Origin of the sequence: Solwaraspora sp. WMMB762, from assembly GCF_049179115.1 — a bacterium.
Lineage (GTDB): Bacteria > Actinomycetota > Actinomycetes > Mycobacteriales > Micromonosporaceae > Micromonospora_E.
On sequence record NZ_JBMHMD010000001.1, the window covers coordinates 4,345,985 to 4,363,830 of the forward strand.

Consider the following 17,846-nt stretch of genomic DNA (forward strand, 5'->3'; position numbering starts at 1 on the left):
ACCGCCTACCCGGCGGCGCGCACCCCGTTACCGTCGGCCCAGTGACCACCCAGCAGCCGACCGTCACTCAGCCACGGCCATCGCAGCAGCAGGCGGACGAGCTGTTGGGCCGGATGAACCTGGCGGAAAAGGCCGGCCTGCTGTTCCACCCGATGATCGGCATCGGTCCGGGTGGCACCCTCGCACCGGCCGACCCGGACGCCGGGCTGCTCGCCGCCGAGGAGATCGTCCTGCACCGCCGGATCAGCCACGTCAACCTGGTCGGCGTCGCGGCACCGGCCGACCTTGCCCGCTGGCACAACCAGCTGCAGGACCTGGCCGCGTCGACCCGACTCGGCGTACCGGTGACGGTCGCCACCGATCCCCGGCACGCCCGGTCCGCCAACCCCAACACGGCGGCGCTGGCCGGTGCCTTCTCCGTCTGGCCGGAACCGCTGGGGCTGGCCGCGACCGGCGACCCGGAGCTGGTCCGGCGGCACGCCGACACCGTCCGGCGGGAGTACCTGGCGGTCGGCATCCGGGCCGCGCTGCACCCGCAGGCCGACGTCGCCACGGACCCGCGCTGGCCACGGGTGCTGGGCACCTTCGGCGAGGACCCGGAGCTGGTCAGCCGGCTGACGGTCGCGTACCTGTCCGGTTTGCAGGGTCCGACGCTCGGACCGGACAGCGTCGCCGCGCTGGTCAAGCACTTCCCCGGCGGCGGCCCGGTCCGCACCGGCGAGGACCCCCATTTCCGGTACGGCGCCGAGCAGGCCTACCCGGGTGGTCGTCTCGCCGCCCACCTGGCGCCGTTCGTGGCGGCCGTCCGGGCCGGTGCCGCGCAGGTGATGCTCGGCTACGGGCTGCCGGTCGGCACCGAACTGCCGCCGGTGGCGTTCGCCTTCAACCACGAGGTGGTGACCGGGCTGCTGCGCCGGCAGCTCGGCTTCACCGGGGTGATCTGCGCCGACTGGGGCGTACTGACCGACGCCTGTTTCCGGGGCGAACGCCGACCGGCCCGCGCCTGGGGCGTCGAACATCTCGAACCGGCGCAGCGGCTGCGTACCGCGCTGCACGCCGGGGTCGACCAGTTCGGCGGCGAGGCCCGCCCGGACCTGGTGGTCGACCTGGTCCGCAGCGGCCAGGTCACCGAGGACCGGATCGACGAGTCCGCCCGCCGCGTCCTGCACGACAAGCTGCGGCTCGGCCTGTTCGAGCACCGCTACGTCGACCCGGAGCACGCCGCGCAGGTGGTCGGTGGACCGCCGGCCCGCGCTGCCGGGTTGGCCGCCCAACGGGCCTGCGTGACGCTGCTGCGTCAGGCCCCGCCGGACAACCCGGCCCGGTTGCCGCTCGCCCCCGGTCTGCGGGTGTACGCCGAAGGCCCGCTGCGTGCCGCGCTGCGGGGCAGGTGGACGGTGGTGTCGGATCCGCGCCAGGCGGACGTGGCGGTGCTGCGGCTGGCCGCGCCGTACGAGCGGCGGACCGGCCCGGTGGAGGCGTACTTCCACGCCGGACCGTTGGAGTTCCCGCCGGGCACGCTGGACCGGGTGCTGGCGGTCGCTGCGGTGGTGCCGACCGTCGCGGACGTCTACCTGGACCGGCCGGCGGTGCTCACCCCGCTCGCCGACCGGGTCGGCACCCTGCTGGTCAGTTTCGGCGTCGAGGACACCGCGCTGGTCGACGTACTCGCCGGGGAGCCGGCACCGACCGGCCGGCTGCCGGTCGACCTGCCGGCCAGCCAGCGGGCCGTGCTCGCCGGGCAGCCGGACGCCCCGTTCGACGACCCGGCACCGTTGTTCCGGTACGGCCACGGGCTGACGTTCTGACCGGGAAGTTCAGGGGTGGCCGGGCGGGTCAGTCCCGGGCCCGGAGGCGGTGCAGCACGGCGGCGGCGACCAGCCCGTACGCCAGGTGCGGCACGATGTCCGACGCCCAGTCGGCAGCGCTCCACTGCCGCGGGTCGGTCACCTTGAGCAGGGTCATCGGCGCGTCCGAGCCGGCCATCGCCAGCATGGCGAGCAGCCCGGTTGCCGCCCAGACCGGTGCCCGGCGGGGGCCGGCCACGGCGTACAGCGCGCTGGCGCCGAGGCCGGTCGCGTAGCCGAGCAGCGGCCCGAGCCCGGCCCGCCGGTTGCTGGCCGTCTCCTCGTCTCCCAGGTCGACGTGCAGCGTCTCGGCGAGCCGGCCGACGCTACGCTGCGGGGTGCTGCTCGCCGGCCGCGCCCGGCCGGCCATGTCGAGGTAGGTGACCATGTTGAGTGCGCTGGTGCCGGCGGCACCGGCCAGCAGCCCAGTCCAGATTCGCCGCATGCCGGTCCGGGTACCCGGTGTTCGGGCAGGCTAACCCGGCACCGCCCCAGCCGTGTCCCGCCCGAGAACAACGGGTGGTGAGCGTCGATCTGAGCGCAGCCTTGGCTTCGTTGCCGTGGCAGGACGCCCCGCCGTACGGTGGCGGAGGCAGGTGATCTGGATGAGTGCCGAAGGTACGGGAGCCGGCTGGCCCGGCACGATTCACGTGGGTGAACCGCACGGCGGCGGGATCGCCACTCGGTTGAACTGGTTACGGGCCGGAGTCCTCGGCGCCAACGACGGCATCGTGTCGACGGCGGGTCTCGTCGTGGGGGTGGCCGGCGCGACCATCGCCACCGGCCCCGTCCTGACGGCGGGGGTCGCAGGGGTGGCGGCGGGCGCTGTTTCCATGGCCCTGGGTGAGTACGTTTCGGTGAGCAGCCAACGTGACTCCGAACGGGCGCTGCTGGCAAAGGAGCGCACCGAGCTCGAACGGTTCCCCGAGCAGGAGTTGGACGAGCTGACCGCGCTCTACGTCGCGAAAGGGCTGACCGCCGGGACCGCCCGGCTGGTGGCGGAGGAGCTGACCGCGAAGGACGCCTTCGCCGCACACGCGGACATCGAGTTGCGGATCGACCCGGATTCGTTGACCAACCCCTGGCACGCGGCCGGCGCCTCGGCGATCGCCTTCACCCTGGGGTCACTGCTGCCGCTGATCGCGATCCTGCTGCCACCACCCGACGCACGGGTCCCCGTGACCTTCGCTGTCGTGCTGCTCACCCTCGCGATGACGGGTGCGGTGAGCGCGCGACTGGGCTCCGCCCGCGTGGGTCGGGCGGTCGTGAGACTCGTGGCCGGTGGTGCCCTGGCCATGACCGTCACCTTCGCCATCGGGCAGCTCGTCGGCGCGACGGTGCTCTGAGCCGACCTTCGACCACGCCGCCGACGAACTATTGCTGCGATCAACTTTTCCTTGGGTGTTCCGTGGTGCGGGTGTGGGTGCCGTCGGGGTGGAGTCGGACGGTGACGGGCTGGCCGGGTTGGGTGGCGGCTTGGCGGCGTATCTGCGTGATGCAGGTTGTGGTGTCGGTGGGGGTGCCGGCTGCTGCGGTGTGTTGTGGGACGGGGATCGGCGTGGCCGGGTCGGTGGGGATGGTGGCGCGGAGTGCGCCGTGTAGGTAGCGGTGGCAGAGTGCGACGGCTTCGGGCAGGGCGGCGCTGGTGGGGACGGGGTCGACGGCCAGGGGTGTGGTGGGGTTGACGACCCGGACGGACCAGGAGTGGCCTTGGGAGAGTTCGGGTCGGCCGATGGTGTTGCGGTGGTCGATGGTGGTGATGTCGAGGGCGAGGCCGAGGCCGCGTACGAGGGCGGCGAGTTCGTCGAGGGTGGGGCCGGGCCAACCGTTGGCGAGGACCATGACGCGGGCGCCGTCGTGGGTGGCGCCGACTTCGGCGAGGTACGCGGCGACCGGGTCCCCGCCGCCGTGGGGTATCTCGCTGACACCGTTGCGCAGGTGCTGGTCGATGACGTGTTCGCCGTCGATGTCGGTCAGGTCGGTCGGCTGTACGCCGAAACCGGCGGCGAGCGCCCCGATCTGGTAGTGCTCGGGCAGCTGCCACACCGTGCTGCCGGACGGCCGGTCGGCGGGTGCGAGGGTGGGTGGCGGCTGGTCGGTGTCGTCGGGTCGCCAGTTGCGGTGCACGGTCCGGCCACGCAGGTCGGTGACGGTGAGCACCGCGCCGCGTCGGACCCGCCTGGTGCCGTAACAGTCCAGGCAGAACGGCGGATCGGCCCGGTCGGCGCACCGGGTGCAGGGGTGGGCGGGGATCGGCTCGCCCCGGTGTTTCGGTGCCGGCGGCTCCCAGCCGCGCACGAACTTCCCGGGGGTGTCGTCGGGTCGCAGGCTGGTGTGCCACCAGTGCCGGTTACGCCAGATGGCCTGCGCACCACCGTGCTGCCCGGCATCACTGGTCATGCGGCGTTCGACCTGGTCGAGGTTGTGGCCGCCGGGGTGCCCGTCCAACCCGACCGGCACCGGGTGGGCGGCCAACGCCTCGTCGGTGAGGTAGTGGGCGGGCAGCAGCGGGTTGGCGACGGTCAGGCCGGTCACCGCCCGTTCGGCGGGGATGGTGGCAAGCGCGGCCGGCAGGTCGCCGATCCACCGGTGCTGGTAGTCGGGCACCGCACCGCCGGCGTGTTCGAACCGGACGTCCCAGCTGAGCCCGCGTCCGATGGAGCTGGGCCGGACTTCGAGGACCAGGTCGACGTGCATCTGGTCGGCGAGCGCGCACAGCCGGCCGAGCAGCCGGCCCGGGTCACCGGGTGGCGGCGGCTCGCTACTGCGGCCGATCAGGACCAGCCACGGCGTCACCAACCGGTTGGTGAGCGCGACGGCTTCCCACCGCAGCCGGTCCCGCTCGGGTATGCCGGGCTGCCACTGCCGGGGCAGCGTCAACCCGGACGACGGCAGCCGGCCCGGTTCGTCGGGGAAGTCCGGGTCACGCAACGTCGCGGCGGCCACCCCGGCACGCTGGGCGAGGTCGGTGACGATCGGCGCGTACGGCAACCACCACGTCCCACCCGGAGTCGGCAACGGCGTGAACGAGCCGGGCACGAGGCTGGTGGAGGCGACCTGCCCGGTGTCGAGGTTCGCGACGGTGAACACCCGTTGCGCCCGCCGCCGCTCCACGCCGACCCCGACCACGTGCAGTGAGCCGGCCGGCACCTTGTTGGTCCCGGTCACGCCACCACCCCCGCCCCGAACCGCTGCGACCGATGGGTCTGCTCGAACTGCTGCGACTGCCAGTCCCGCAACGCCTGCTTGACCCGCACGTTCTCCTCCCGGGTCGAGTGCAACTCGGCGCGCAACGCGGTCAACTCGTCGGCCACCAGATGCAGAAACGCCCGCACCTCAACCGGGTCGCAACCACGCCGAACCCGGCCGCCGAACGCGCGGTCGCGGACCAGACCAGGGCTGACCGACGGCCGCACCGGCCTGCCGTACAAGTGACCGACGCTGTTCGGGGCGGGCCGCACCGGCGAACGCTGACCGGCAGCCACGTCGGTCGGCCGCCGGTTGTGGCGGGCGATCTCAGCGAGCAACCGCCGGTTACGCCGACTCCGCACCGGAGCCCGCCGGAACAGGTCAAGGAATCCACGCACAGTAGGAACCACCTTTCACACAATCGAAAACCTTCAAGGGGTACGGATGAAGAGCACGCGTTTCGCGTCGCAGTTGTGCCGCCGCCCGGGTCAGCGGTGGGGCCGGCGCGGACGCGGCGCCCAGCGGAGACCATCACGCTCGACGAAAATCTCCCGACGCTCACGAGCCTCACCGTCGGCCGCCAACACATACCCGGCCAACCACACCCAGCCCTCGTACGTCAGCTTCGTGTCCACAGTCGTCACTCGGAACCGGAAACCCCGCCCGGCCGCGAACTGCACACTCGCCCCACCATCGACGATCAACTCGTCACCAGGCCGGGGATCCGCCGGGGACCGGTCGGCCGGCACCCTACCGATCAGCCGCCGGCACCGTCAGCCGACCACAGTCGGGACACCACCGCGACTTGACCTTGAAACCGAACAACCCCACGAAGAAGCCGAGCAGCATGCCGGAAACCAGGGCACCAAGCGCCACCATGATCAACCCCTTCCCATTGGCTGGGGCGGCCAATGGGCCGCCGCCGTGTTTAGCACCAACTCACCTGGTACCAAGCCAGATCTTCCGCGCCTTCTGGTTGACAATCAGATGTCCATAGAGCAACGATCCCACTCGATCTTGATAGGCGGCAGGTGTCACGGCGGTGACAGGGCAGAGTCCCCTGCCATATCACCCCTGGGTGGTGGATACTCGAAGCCATGAGGGATGAGCTTGAGGAAGACTCCCGGCCGGCGTGGGCGCAGCGGCTTCGCTCGGAGCGAACTGCCCGGGGGTGGTCCCAGAGTGACGCGGTACGGGCACTCAGGGCACACGCAGCCGAACCGCTGCCCTCCGACAACACCCTGTTGCGCAACTGGAAGCGATGGGAAGCCGGTAGCTCCGAGCCCGATGTCTTTTACAAGACACTGATCGCCAAGACATACGGCACCGTCACGGCGGCGTTTTTCCCTCGCCAGGGTGGGGCACATGTCGAAGCGGACTTGCTGGCGGACAGTGGCCTGGAGACCCTTGAGATCCTCTCCCGCATTCGCGCCTCGGATGTCTCAGCAGCTATGCTTGACGCACTCCGCATTACGGCCGACCGGCTTTGCTGTGAGTACCCCTACGCTCCCCCGTATCAGCTCTATGTTGAGGGGAAGGCATGGCTTCGACGCCTCATTAGTCTCATGGACCGCCGTTTGACGCTCGCGCAGCATAAAGAGGTCCTATCGCTTGCTGGTCTGGTTGCCTTGCTCGTCGGGTGTGTCGAATACGACTTAGGGCTGCGGCGGGAAGCGGAAAGCACCCGTAAGGCGGCGCTGGCCCTCGGCGAAGAGGCGGGCGACGCTGCAGTTGTCGGGTGGGCGCACGAGATGCGCGCATGGTACGCGCTGACACAAAGTGACTACCGGGGAGCTATAGCCGCCGCTGAGATAGGGGTAGCGAAGGCCCCCGGTCAAAGCGTTGCTGTGCAGCTAGCAGCGCAGCAGGCCAAGGCATGGGCACGTATCGGAGACCGCAGACAAGTGGAGACGGCACTTGATCGGGGCCGGTCACTCCTGGAATCACTGCCCTACCCAGAGGATACCGACCATCATTTCGTCGTTGATCCGTCGAAGTTCGACTTCTACGCGATGGACTGCTACCGGCTGGCCCGAGAAGACCAGCTTGCCGGGATTTACGCCCATGAAGTCATACGGTCTTCCACGGATCCGGACGGCACCGAACGAAAGCCAATGAGGAACGCCGAGGCTCGTTTGACACTAGGTGTGGTATCGGCGCGCAGAGGGGAGATTGAGGAGGCAGTGGCCTACGGCCGACATGCGCTGTCGGGCGACCGCAGGTCCCTACCGTCACTCCTCATGTGCTCCCGAGAACTAGGGCAACTGTTGCAGGAGCAGTACCCAAAACACCCTGGGGCGCTAGCCTTCCTGGACGAGCTACGAGTCCTCAGCAACCCAGCAGGTTCCCGGTAGCCCAGGAATCCATCCACGGGTGTTGCAGTCAGGGCAACAGATCCGGTTTCGCCCATCTCCGAAGACAGCCTCGCCGGATCCTGCACACAGCTGGCAGGTCGAAGCGGAGAGCGGCCGGTCCGGCATGAGATGTCTCAATTCCGGGTAGCGGCGCGCCGCCTGAACATGGGCGAACGAAGCTTGGTCCTCGACGAGCCTCGCAAAGTCCCCAGAGACTTCCACGAGGCGAACATACTCTCAGACCCCACTCACCGGTCCCCATCGCATCCTGGCCGGTCGGCGTCCGAGGTCTCGTCAGCCTGGCCTGATCTGTTCATCGAGGACCCTGATGGAGGCGACGACCAGGGGCGGTCGCTGCAAGAACGACGCGAACGCATGGGCACGCCAGGCCGCCTGTGACTGGACGGTGTACGTCGAAGCCCGCGACATCCGCTACTCACGATGAGTAACGGTGGAGGTGACCCGGCTCCAGGATTGCGGCATGAGTGACGAGTGCGACAAGTGGACTACTCGATCGCCGCTTCCAAGACCCAGGAGGTGGGTCGAGGACGGCCGGGGAGGTCAGTGCGCCCGGTGGACCACAGGAGCACCTGGACCGGATCGCCGGCCGGGGCGTGGGGAAAGAGCCGGGTCAGTACGGCGCTACAGAGTGATCTCGGCGGATGCCAGTGGATGCCGAGCCCTTCGGCGATGTCGTAGGTGTGCACCAGCGTCTCGTTCACGCCCAGTGCCGCGAAGCCGCTTGGGTCGGTCGGTCCCCAGTGCCAGGCCCGTACCGACGGGTCGGATGCGGCCAGCATGGTGCTCAACAATCGTCCTGCGCCGGTGACTGTTCGCAGCAGATCGCGGGGAGACGCGTCGTCGCGTACCACCAGGTCGAACGGGAGGTACGCGGAGTCGGGCCGGGCGGCGAGTTGCCCGGCGTACGCGAGAAGGTCATGCGCGACATGGGCAGCTGTTTCCCAACAGCTCCAGTCGAGCGCGCCGGCCGGGCGTCCCCAGTCCGCCGACTCGTGCGGTGTCAGCACCCGGACCATCTCGGCCACGGCTTGGTCGACATCACGGCTGTCCATCCGGCGCACAACCAGGAGCCCTGCCAGATCCTGCGCCGCCCGGCCGTACCCCCAAACACCCCGCGCACCGGGGATACGGCTCTATCGGAACCTGACTGTGGGCTGGTGACTCTGGGTGATCGGTGTGTTGATCGGCACGTGCGGACGCCGAGCCGCTGCTGCCGTTGCGTCGAGTGGAGGGCTCAGGCACGTTATTCGCGCGAATAACGTGCCTGAGCCCTCCACTCGACGGCATACCGAGACTTGACGGACAGAGGTTCCGCACATCGGCATGAGGGGAAGCCGGGGCAACAGTTGGCTCAGCAGCACCCGTCACGCAACGCCACCGACCTGCACCTCCAGCAGGTGGACGGCCGGACTCCGGACGTGGCCCGAACCCGGCAGGTGCGCTTGCCCGTACCCACCTCGGCGAACCGGTCTATCGACAACCGGCAACCTGGTCTTTGCCGGCCTCGTAGCGCGTATCGCGATCCACAGGACTCGGCACACTGCTGCAAGACCGACAGTGGACCGAGGTCGAGCTGGAGGAGTTCATCCGCGAAGTCGAGCAGACCGCCGCTCAGTACATGTAGTCGCCACACTCGCCTGCTGATGATCCACAGCGGCTGTTCGACTTGACACGCTGAGGATGTGTCAGACCAAGCGCATCCGATCGCCCGGCTCAGCTGAAGCGCCCGGCTCAGCTGAGGCGGGCGGCGAGGGTATCGAGGTCGTCGACGAACCAGACCTGGTTGCCCCGGTTCGATTCGACGACCAGGTCACGCAGCGCCGTACTGCCGGCGGTGTGGCCGGTGATGTCGCCGACCACGACCAGCCGCAGCCGGTAGTTGACGAACTTCTGCATGATGCTGCCGGCCAGCCCGCTGCGCAGCGCGAAGAAGCGTTCGTCCAGCCGCGCGACCGGGATCGCGACGATCTCGGCACCGGCGAACGTCTGGCCGATCACGTCCAGCGCGTCCTGCTCGCCAGCGATTGTCGGCCCATCGGCGGCGCAGACCAGCACCGGCACGCCAGCCAGTTCGACGATCTCGTCAGCCATCACCGCGTACCCCGTCTCTGTTGTCCGTCCGGAACAATCCGCTGCCCGGACGCGTCACAGCGTCGATGGTGGACAGGATCTCCGCGACCGTGTCCGGGCCACCGAAGGCGACGATCTTCAGCCGGTCTCGCGCCGGGTCGTACCCGGTCTGCAGCCGCAGCGGCGGCGCGGCCGACGCCCGGCTGCCGCCCTGCGCCCCGGCGACCAGCAGGGTGCTCAACCGGTCGGCGTCGGCGGACGTCAAGCCGTCGATGTCGACCACCGCGGAGACCTCGACCACCGGGTCGGCCGGCTCGGCGGCCCCGGCCGGGCGGCCGGTGAACGCGTCGAGGTCGGCCGGTGCGATCCGGTACTGCTTGCCGATCCGTACGGCTGGCAGCCGTCCGTCCCGGATGTAACTACGCACCGTACGCACGTGCAGGTCAAGCTGCTCTGCGACTTCCTCCACCGACAGCCAAGACTTCGCCATTCTTCCCCATCAGCATCTTTTTGGTGTATGTCAGGGAAGTTTAGCGCATCGGTCGGCCACCGACCACGATCCGGGCCGGTCACCGCCCGCCACCCCGGTTTGTCGCACCGGGGCGATACAACTTCTCGGGTACGGATCACCGGTCCGCAGCCCCGCCGTTCGAGATGACGGCTGACGACGGCTGCGGTCGACACGCCTGGAGGGCAACCCAGTGGACGCGGACGACGCCGCCTGGCAGCGGCGAAGCATGGTACGGGTGGTGCCCACCGCACGACCCCGCAAGCTGGCGAAGGTCCCCTTCGTCGAGATGGCGGACGGACGCCTGCAGGGCGTCGTTTCGAGCGGCTCGGACATCGGGCGGGTGTACGTGTCGTCGGTCGCCGCCGGCAGCTACGAGGTCAGCTGCAGCACCAACAACAACCGGCCGTGCGGCGGGCTGCGCGGCGGCGACTACGCGTGCAACCACCTGACCGCGCTCGCCGACGAGGCCATCGTGCAGTACGGCGGCGACCGGGTCGCCCGCTTCCTGCGCCTGGAGACCAACGACGAGGTGACCATCGGCAACGAGATCTTCTGGGCGATCGGTCGGACCACCCTCGCCGGCACGTCGCCGGCGGCGGCCGTGTTCAGCCGGTTCCTGCACCATCTGTCCTACCTGGACCTGCCGGGCGCGGTCGAGCCGCTGCCCGAGCTGAGCTGGTTCCCGGCCGGGGCGGGGGCCCGCTGATGCGCGGGGCACAGCTGGACGACCTGCGCGACGGCGTACCGGCCGGGGTCGCCGAGGCGCTCGCCGTGGTCGACCGGTTCGACCAGGCGATGACCGGCGGCTTCGGCCGGCTCGACCCGCAGGGTACGGCGGCCCTGGCCGAGCTGGCCGGCGCGGTCTCGGCCACCCCGCTCGGCGCGGCGGCGGCCGAAGCCGTCGACAAGGTGACCGCCGGCTCAGTCGGCGAGGAGCAGTTGCTGCTGCTGGCCGCCGCCCGTACGGCCGTGGTGGGCGCGGTGCACGACGCGCTGCGGGACCGGCTCGACGGCACGCTCGGCCGCGACCGGGCGCAGTGGACGGCGCCGACCACGGCCGCCGCCCCGGCCGACGGACGGCTGCTGGCGGCCCGTTCCTGGCTGGCCGAGCTGGCCCTGGCCGGCTGGCGCAACGTCGACCACGACCTGGTGTCGGCCAGCCAGCAGGCACTGACCGCGCTGCTCGCCGACCCGACCCGACGCCGGATCGCGGTGCTGCTCGACGGGCTCGCCAACGAACTGCGCTACACCAGCCCGGTGGCCACCATGGAGCGGATTCCGGCGCGCCGCTGGGCCGACCTGTGGACCCGCAGCATGCTGTTGACCAGCCCGCAGAGCGGGCCGGCAGCGCCGGAAACCGTCTCCGGCCGGCTGCTGATCGTCGGCGCCGACGTGCAGGAGCACGCGACCGCCGTACAGCTGCAGGTGCACGCGGTGCTGGAGGCCAGCGGCGGGGCCGCCGACGCCGACCGCTCCCGGCTGGTCCGGGTCAGCGTCTCCGCCGCGAAGGTCGACACGATCGTCGGTCCGGTGGTGTGGCAGCTGCTCGCCGACCATCCGGTGCTGCTCGCCGCCCTGGCCGGCCGGCTCAGCCTCGACGTCACCGACCTGCCGCTGCTGCCCGGCGGCGACCTGCTCTGGCGCGACGACCAGGCCCGCCCCGGCGAGCCGACCGACCCTTTCGCCGTCGCCCGGGTGCAGCTCGGCAAGGCGCTCGCCCCGGCCGTTCCGCCGCTGGACCGGCACCCGGTCGCCATCGCCGAACCGGTGCTGCTGGAGGGCTACACGGTGGTCACCGACGAGGACGGGCTCGGCTTCGAGGTCGACGGCACCCGGGTGACCGTCGACGTCGATCGGCTGCCCGGCTGCGGGCCGATCACCGCCGAACTGCTGGCCAAGTCGTCGGCCTGCATCGGGCTGCTGCGCTGGGACGGTGACGCGGCGGCCGGCCCCGGCTGGTCGGTGCAGCCGATCGGCATGCAGGCGACAGTGAAGCGCAAGCAGGTCGACCTGCACACCGGCGACTGGGCGCAGGGGCCGACCGACCCCAAGGTCGCCAAGGCGGTGGCCCGCTCCGGCGACAGCGTCGCGATGCTCCGGGAACGGGCGGGACGGTTGCTGCGCAAATGACCGATTCGATGATCAACTATCACGAGAACCGGCGCCAGGTGCTCTACTGGCGGCTGCTGGCCCGGCTGTTCGACGGGCAGGAGCAGGCCGCGCTGGAACGCACCAGCATGGCGGTGGTCGACGAGCTGGGGCTGCCGGCCGCGCTGCTCGACCCGGCGGTCTCCATCGACACCGTCGTGCAGCGTTTCCCGGAGCTGGCCGACGAGCTGCCCGGCCTGCTCGTGCCGCCGGCTGAGGGCGAGAGCACCGGCGAGCAGCCGGCTGAGGGCGGCTCGGCAGGCGACAAGGCCGCCGGCGAGTCGTCGGTGCAGGTCGGGGCCGACGAGGTACGCCGGGCGGCGCTGGCGTCGAAGCTGCTGCTCAACGTCTTCGCCACCGGCAGCGGTGACGTCTCCGCCGGTCAGCTGGCCGGCTGGCAGTCCGACGCCGGCTGGTACCAGCAGGCCTGCGGCGCGACCCCGGGGCGCCGCGACGGGGTGCTCGGCACCATCGAAGCCGACCTGGTACGCCGGATGCGGCTGCGCGAGGTGCTGGCCGATCCGGCGCTGGCCCGCCAGCTCACCCCGAGCATGTCGCTGATCGAGCAGCTGCTGCGGGACAAGTCGAACCTGTCCGGGGTGGCGCTGGCCAACGCCAAGGCGCTGATCCGCCGGTTCGTCGACGAGGTCGCCGAGGTGCTCAAGACCCAGGTGCAGCAGACCAGCGTCGGCACCATCGACCGGTCGGTCCCGCCGAAACGGGTGTTCCGCAACCTCGACCTGAACCGCACCATCTGGAAGAACCTGCCGAACTGGAGTCCGCAGGACGAGCGGCTCTACGTCGACCGGCTGTACTACAAGCAGACCGCGAAGCGGACCACCCCGGCCCGCATGATCGTCGTCGTCGACCAGTCCGGCTCGATGGTCGACGCGATGGTCAACTGCACCATCCTGGCCTCGATCTTCGCCGGGCTGCCCAAGGTGGACGTGCATCTGGTCGCGTACGACACCCGGGCGCTGGACCTGACACCGTGGGTGCACGACCCGTTCGAGGTGCTGCTGCGCACCCAGCTGGGCGGCGGCACCGACGGCATGGCCGCGTTGGAGCTGGCCCGGCCGAAGATCGCCGACCCGCGCAACACCGTCCTGGTGTGGATCTCCGACTTCTACGAGTGGAAGTCGCAGGAGGTCTTCGACGGGCTGCAGGCGGTGCACCGCAGCGGCGCCCGGCTGATCCCGGTCGGCTCGGTCTCCAGCGGCGGCCAGCAGAGCGTCAACCCGTGGTTCCGGCAAAGACTCAAGGACCAGGGCACCCCGGTGCTGTCCGGGCACGTCCGCAAGCTCGTCGTCGAGCTCAAGAACTTCCTCACCTGATCCCCCTTTCCACTCGCCGTACGAGCACCCTTCGACTAGGAGAAACCGCACCATGACCGCAGAGATGCTGCGCGCCCCCGCCGAGATCAAGTACGCCGAGGAGCTCGACTGGCTCGAATCGATCGACGACAGCCCGAAGCCGTACTCGTGGCGGTTGAGCCCGAAGATGGTGCGCCTGTTCATCCTCGGGTCCGAGCGCGCCGACGGCCTCGACCGGGAGATCCCACAGAAGTGGTTCGGTGACCGCAGCTTCGTCGAACGCAGCATCGTCACCCTCGCCTCCGACCGAGGGCTGCTGCTGATCGGCGACCCGGGCACCGGCAAGAGCTGGCTGGCCGAGCTGCTCGCCGCCGCTATCTGCCGCAACTCGACCCTGGTGGTGCAGGGCACCGCCGGCACCACCGAGGACCACATCAAGTACTCGTGGAACGTGTCGATGGTGATCGCCAAGGGCCAGTCCCGGCAGTCGATGATCCCGTCGCCGATCATGACCGCGATGGAGCAGGGCGTGATCGGCCGGTTCGAGGAGCTGACCCGCTCCACCAGCGATGTGCAGGACGCGCTGATCTCGATCCTGTCCGAGAAGTACGTCTCCATTCCCGAGCTGGACTCGGACAACATCGTCTTCGCCCAGCCCGGTTTCTCCATCATCGCCACCGCGAACAGCCGCGACCGGGGCGTCAACGACCTGTCGTCGGCGCTCAAGCGGCGGTTCAACTTCGTCCGGATCCCGGTGATCACCAACAAGCGCAGCGAGGCGGAGATCGTCCGGTTCCGCACCACCGAGCTGCTGCGTCGCCACCAGATCGAGCTGGAGGTGCCGCCCACCCTGCTGGACGTACTGCTGCAGAGCTTCGCCGACCTGCGCAAGGCCGCCGCGTCGGCGACCAGCGACGACGAGAAGCTGGAGTCGGCGCTGTCCACCGCCGAGCAGATCGGTGTGCTGGAGGACGCCATCCTGCACAGCCAGTTCTTCGGCGACCGGACGCTGCGCGCCGAAACCCTGGCCAGCTCGATGGTCGGTTCGCTGGCCCGGCGCAGCCCGGAGGACCTGGCGATCCTGAACAAGTTCTGGCACGGGGTGATCGAGCCGCGCAGCAAGGCCGACGGCGGCGAGTGGCCGGCCTTCCTCGAAGGCGGCCGGCAGAGCATCGCGACCCTCTCATGAGCGAGCCCGTCATGAGCGAGCCCGTCACGGGTACGCCGGTCGCGGGTGCGTCGTCGGACAGCCGGTTCGGGGCGTTGCGGGAGCAGTTGGCGGACGCCGCGACGGCGTTCGCCGACTCGCCTGACGCGTTGACCGGCATCCTCGCCGGCCTGGTCGACGACGTCGACCACGCGCTCGGCGAGGAGTTGGAAATCTTCCCGGTCTGCCACCACTCCCCGTCGTCGGCGTTGGCGATGGCCCGCCGGCTGCGCGACAAGCAGCCCAAGGTGATCTACCTGGAGCTGTGCGAAGACATGCAGCCGCTGCTGACCGAGCTGCGCAACTGCGAGCTGCCGGTGGCGTTGCAGGCCTTCGCCAGCGATCTGGACGGTTTCCCCGCCGGGTCCGGTCCGCTGAGCGTGATCGCGCCGATCACCGAGGCGTCCGCCGAGTACCAGGCGATCGCGTACGCGTTGGAGACGCCGGGCGTCGAGCTGCTGCTGGTGGACCGCTCCACCGACCACGTCTTCCAGTGGCAGTCCGATGACCGGACGGAGCCGGCCGCCCCGGCGGACGGCGACGACGAGGCGGCGCGGCAGGACCAGCAGGACCAGGCCGGCGGCGAGGACGACGAGAAGGCGCTGCACGGCGACGCCGTCGGTGTCGGCATCGGCGACCTGCGCCCCGGGTTCGCCGAGCTGGAGGCGTACCTGCTGCACCACGGCAAGGTGCGGCACTGGTCGGAATGGTGGGACCAGTACGTCGAGCAGCCGCTGATCGGCGCCGACCACGACACGTACCGGCAGGTTATGGTCATGATCGGCAGCCTGTTCCGGCGGCTGCGGCCGAGCGACGCGGCACGGCGCGACCGCGACGAGGACCGGGAACGCTACATGTGGACCCGAATGCGCGAACACCTCGCCGCCTCCGGTGCCGACCCGGCCGACTGCCTGTACGTCTGCGGCGCGTTCCACGCGGCCAGCCGGGTCGAGCAGTTCGGCGTACGGTCGACCGCACCGTTCGAGATCACCGCACGGACCGGCACCAAGTGGCGGTACGGGCTGATCCCGTCCAGCCACTCGGCGATCGAGGCACAGTTCGGGTTGGCCGGTGGCACGGTGTCGATCGCCGCCAGCACCTGGCAGAAGGCGCTGACCGGCAGCAAGGTCACCCCGTACCGGCTGGCCGGGCAGCAGGGCGGCCGCAAGAGTTCGGCCCGCAAGCCGAAAGCGGCGGCGCGACCGGCGACCGGTGGCGGTGGTACGGCGGGAACGGTCAGTGACGACCGGCTCAGCGGCTTCCTGGCCGCCCCGAGCCGGCCCGGTGAGCTCGACGAGGCCGAGTTGCGCGGCTGGTCGGTCGACATCGTCCGGCTGGCCCGGCGCAACGGCTACCTGGCCAGCACCGCCGACGCGATCGCCATCTTCGAGACGGCGGTGCTGCTGGCCGGGATGCGCAACCGACGCCGGCCCACCCCGTACGACTTCGCCGACGCCGCGGTCACCTGCATCGAGAAGGACGTGGTGCCGGGCCGGCGCGACGTACGCCGGCTGTGCGAGATCATGTTCGGCGGTGACCGGATCGGTCGGGTCGGCTACGACGCGCTGCCACCGCTGGCCCGCGACGTCTACGACCGGCTGGCGCCCCTCGGGCTGGACCCGAAGCGGCGTACCGTGCAGCGGGCACTGCTGGACCTGCACGGGCAGCCGGAGCTGCGGCCCTGCTCCGACCTGTTGTGGATGCTGCGGCGGCTGCTGCCACCCGAGGTGGTCCGGCCGATCATGGGCGAGCGGCGGCTCGGCGAGCAGTCCGTCCAGGAGAGCTGGGACGTCGCGATCGGTCGCCACCAGCGGTCGATCATCGAGCTCGGCTACGAGGGTGTGACCATCGAGCAGGTGCTCGAACAGCGGCTACGCCGGGCGGCCTGGGATCCGCAGGCCACGGCGGCGCACGCCCTCGCGGCGGTCGAGGACTCGCTGCTGTTCCTGCAGAATCGGCGGCTCACCGACGAGCTCGGTGCCCGAGCCGTGCAGTTGCTCGCCGCCGAGCGCACCGCCGACGGGGCACCGGAGGTGCTGCAGCGGATCCGGCAGTTGCTGGCGTACTACCGCACCAGCGGTGAACCGGAGCTGCCGGCCTGGTGCCAGGACTTCGTCAGCACCGGGTACGCCCACTACTGCACCCTGCTGCCGACCGCGTTCGTCGACGACGAGACCGGGCTGCGGCAGGTGGCGGCGATGCTGGGCTTCCTGATGACCATGGAGAGCGTCGCCATGGCGTTGGGCTGCGACCGGACCCAGCTGGAGCTGGCGGTACGCCAGTCGCATCCGGAGGCACCGGCGAAGATCGCGTTGCACTGGGCGGCGCAGTCCCAGCTCGGTCAGCTGCCGCTGGCCGAGCTGCGCGACCGGTGCGCGGATCTGCTGGCCAGCCCGCTCACCGTCGGGGCGTTCCCGCACTACCTGAGCGGGTTCGTGCAGGCGTTGGAGCCGGTGCCGACGTTGGCACCGTTCGTGGTGGAGGTGCTGTCGGCGGCGTTCGGCCAGCTGCCCGACCCGGTGCTGCTGCCCTGGCTGCCGACGCTGATCACCACGCTGCGGGAGCAGGCCGGCGAGTTGGTGCCGATCCTGGTCCGGGAGGCCGGCCGCACCTTCCCGGCGTCGCTGCCCGCGTTGGACTCCTGGACCCCGCCATGGGCCGCGGTCGCCCATACCGCCACGCCGGGCGACGACGCGGGACCAGCGGCGGAGGCTGCCCGGTACGCGATGTCCGGGCCGGCGCCGGAGCTGCTGGCCGAGTATCCGCTGACCGCTGTGGCGGTGGCGGATCTGCTGGACTGCGCCGCCGATCCGGTCGGTGTCACGGCCGACGGGCAGGCGGTAGGGCTGGGTCCGGCCGACGGAGGGTCCGGCAATGCCGGCGGGGATCCGGCGGTGGCCGACCTGCTGGAGCGGTTCCCGGCCAGCGCGGCCGGGGTCGCCGCGCACGTCGGACTGGTCCCCGCCGCCGGCTGACAGTGGCCCGGGGGGCGCCGGTGCCGGCGGTACGCTGCCGGCACCGGCGAGGCCGGGGCACTCGTACCCCTCGACATGCTAGGTTTGCCGCGTTGCAGTTGATTTCTTCATGCCGCCTGCCTGATCGCAGTCGGCAGCAGCCGGGCATTGGCAGATTCTGCCGGTCTCTCCGGACGGAGATTGATGAGTGCGGCAGCAGAGGTCCGCACGT

14 protein-coding genes are annotated in these 17,846 nt (G+C 70.6%); 8 read left to right on the forward strand and 6 right to left on the reverse strand.

The window, feature by feature from the left end; all coding sequences use genetic code 11:
* Nucleotides 1-41 precede the first annotated feature (41 nt).
* The gene (locus tag ACN27J_RS19330) at nt 42-1,808 is read left to right on the forward strand and encodes a glycoside hydrolase family 3 N-terminal domain-containing protein (protein ID WP_421368205.1); all 1,767 of its coding nucleotides are present in this window, start codon (nt 42-44) and stop codon (nt 1,806-1,808) included.
* 28 nt (nt 1,809-1,836) lie between these two features.
* Here ACN27J_RS19330 and ACN27J_RS19335 read toward each other — a convergent pair whose 3' ends face one another.
* Nucleotides 1,837-2,292 carry a hypothetical protein gene (locus tag ACN27J_RS19335; protein ID WP_421368206.1) on the reverse strand — a complete coding sequence of 152 codons (456 nt, stop codon included), beginning with the start codon at nt 2,290-2,292 and terminating at the stop codon, nt 1,837-1,839.
* Nucleotides 2,293-2,452: 160 nt separating this feature from the next.
* Between ACN27J_RS19335 and ACN27J_RS19340 the strand changes: the two genes are divergently transcribed.
* Nucleotides 2,453-3,193, forward strand: coding sequence for a VIT1/CCC1 transporter family protein (locus ACN27J_RS19340; RefSeq protein ID WP_421368207.1), 741 nt, complete (start codon nt 2,453-2,455; stop codon nt 3,191-3,193).
* Between the two features lie 40 nt (nt 3,194-3,233).
* Here ACN27J_RS19340 and ACN27J_RS19345 read toward each other — a convergent pair whose 3' ends face one another.
* Nucleotides 3,234-5,015 (reverse strand): hypothetical protein, encoded by a 1,782-nt coding sequence (locus tag ACN27J_RS19345; RefSeq protein ID WP_421368209.1) that lies wholly within the window; start codon nt 5,013-5,015, stop codon nt 3,234-3,236.
* Nucleotides 5,012-5,434, reverse strand: a complete 423-nt coding sequence (locus tag ACN27J_RS19350) for a DivIVA domain-containing protein (RefSeq protein ID WP_421368210.1) — start codon at nt 5,432-5,434, stop codon at nt 5,012-5,014. The genes ACN27J_RS19345 and ACN27J_RS19350 overlap by 4 nt, the downstream gene beginning before the upstream one ends.
* A 699-nt stretch (nt 5,435-6,133) precedes the next feature.
* On the opposite strand from ACN27J_RS19350, the gene ACN27J_RS19355 reads away from it, so the two are divergent.
* Nucleotides 6,134-7,390, forward strand: coding sequence for an XRE family transcriptional regulator (locus ACN27J_RS19355; RefSeq protein WP_421368212.1), 1,257 nt, complete (start codon nt 6,134-6,136; stop codon nt 7,388-7,390).
* 506 nt (nt 7,391-7,896) lie between these two features.
* On the opposite strand, the gene ACN27J_RS19360 is transcribed toward ACN27J_RS19355, so the two are convergent.
* The 3 genes from ACN27J_RS19360 to ACN27J_RS19370 form a co-directional block, all read right to left on the reverse strand.
* The gene (locus ACN27J_RS19360) at nt 7,897-8,463 is read right to left on the reverse strand and encodes a maleylpyruvate isomerase N-terminal domain-containing protein (protein WP_421368214.1); all 567 of its coding nucleotides are present in this window, start codon (nt 8,461-8,463) and stop codon (nt 7,897-7,899) included.
* Nucleotides 8,464-9,142: 679 nt separating this feature from the next.
* A complete protein-coding gene (locus ACN27J_RS19365) occupies nt 9,143-9,502 on the reverse strand; it encodes a DUF4180 domain-containing protein (protein ID WP_278172350.1) in 360 nt (119 codons plus the stop codon).
* Nucleotides 9,495-9,971 carry a helix-turn-helix domain-containing protein gene (locus ACN27J_RS19370; protein WP_421368216.1) on the reverse strand — a complete coding sequence of 159 codons (477 nt, stop codon included), beginning with the start codon at nt 9,969-9,971 and terminating at the stop codon, nt 9,495-9,497. The genes ACN27J_RS19365 and ACN27J_RS19370 overlap by 8 nt, the downstream gene beginning before the upstream one ends.
* Before the next feature lie 247 nt (nt 9,972-10,218).
* On the opposite strand from ACN27J_RS19370, the gene ACN27J_RS19375 reads away from it, so the two are divergent.
* From ACN27J_RS19375 to ACN27J_RS19395, 5 genes are read left to right on the forward strand one after another with little or no spacing between them, the layout of a single operon-like run.
* Nucleotides 10,219-10,698, forward strand: a complete 480-nt coding sequence (locus tag ACN27J_RS19375; protein ID WP_278174681.1) for a hypothetical protein — start codon at nt 10,219-10,221, stop codon at nt 10,696-10,698.
* Complete coding sequence (locus ACN27J_RS19380) at nt 10,698-12,122, forward strand: hypothetical protein (protein ID WP_421368217.1); 1,425 nt, start codon at nt 10,698-10,700, stop codon at nt 12,120-12,122. The genes ACN27J_RS19375 and ACN27J_RS19380 overlap by 1 nt, the downstream gene beginning before the upstream one ends.
* Entirely contained in the window at nt 12,119-13,474 is a 1,356-nt protein-coding gene (locus ACN27J_RS19385) for a vWA domain-containing protein (protein WP_421368218.1), read from the forward strand. The genes ACN27J_RS19380 and ACN27J_RS19385 overlap by 4 nt, the downstream gene beginning before the upstream one ends.
* A 52-nt stretch (nt 13,475-13,526) precedes the next feature.
* Nucleotides 13,527-14,642 carry an ATP-binding protein gene (locus ACN27J_RS19390; protein ID WP_123604239.1) on the forward strand — a complete coding sequence of 372 codons (1,116 nt, stop codon included), beginning with the start codon at nt 13,527-13,529 and terminating at the stop codon, nt 14,640-14,642.
* 11 nt (nt 14,643-14,653) lie between these two features.
* The gene (locus ACN27J_RS19395) at nt 14,654-17,635 is read left to right on the forward strand and encodes a DUF5682 family protein (RefSeq protein ID WP_421368221.1); all 2,982 of its coding nucleotides are present in this window, start codon (nt 14,654-14,656) and stop codon (nt 17,633-17,635) included.
* The last annotated feature ends 211 nt before the right edge of the window (nt 17,636-17,846 follow it).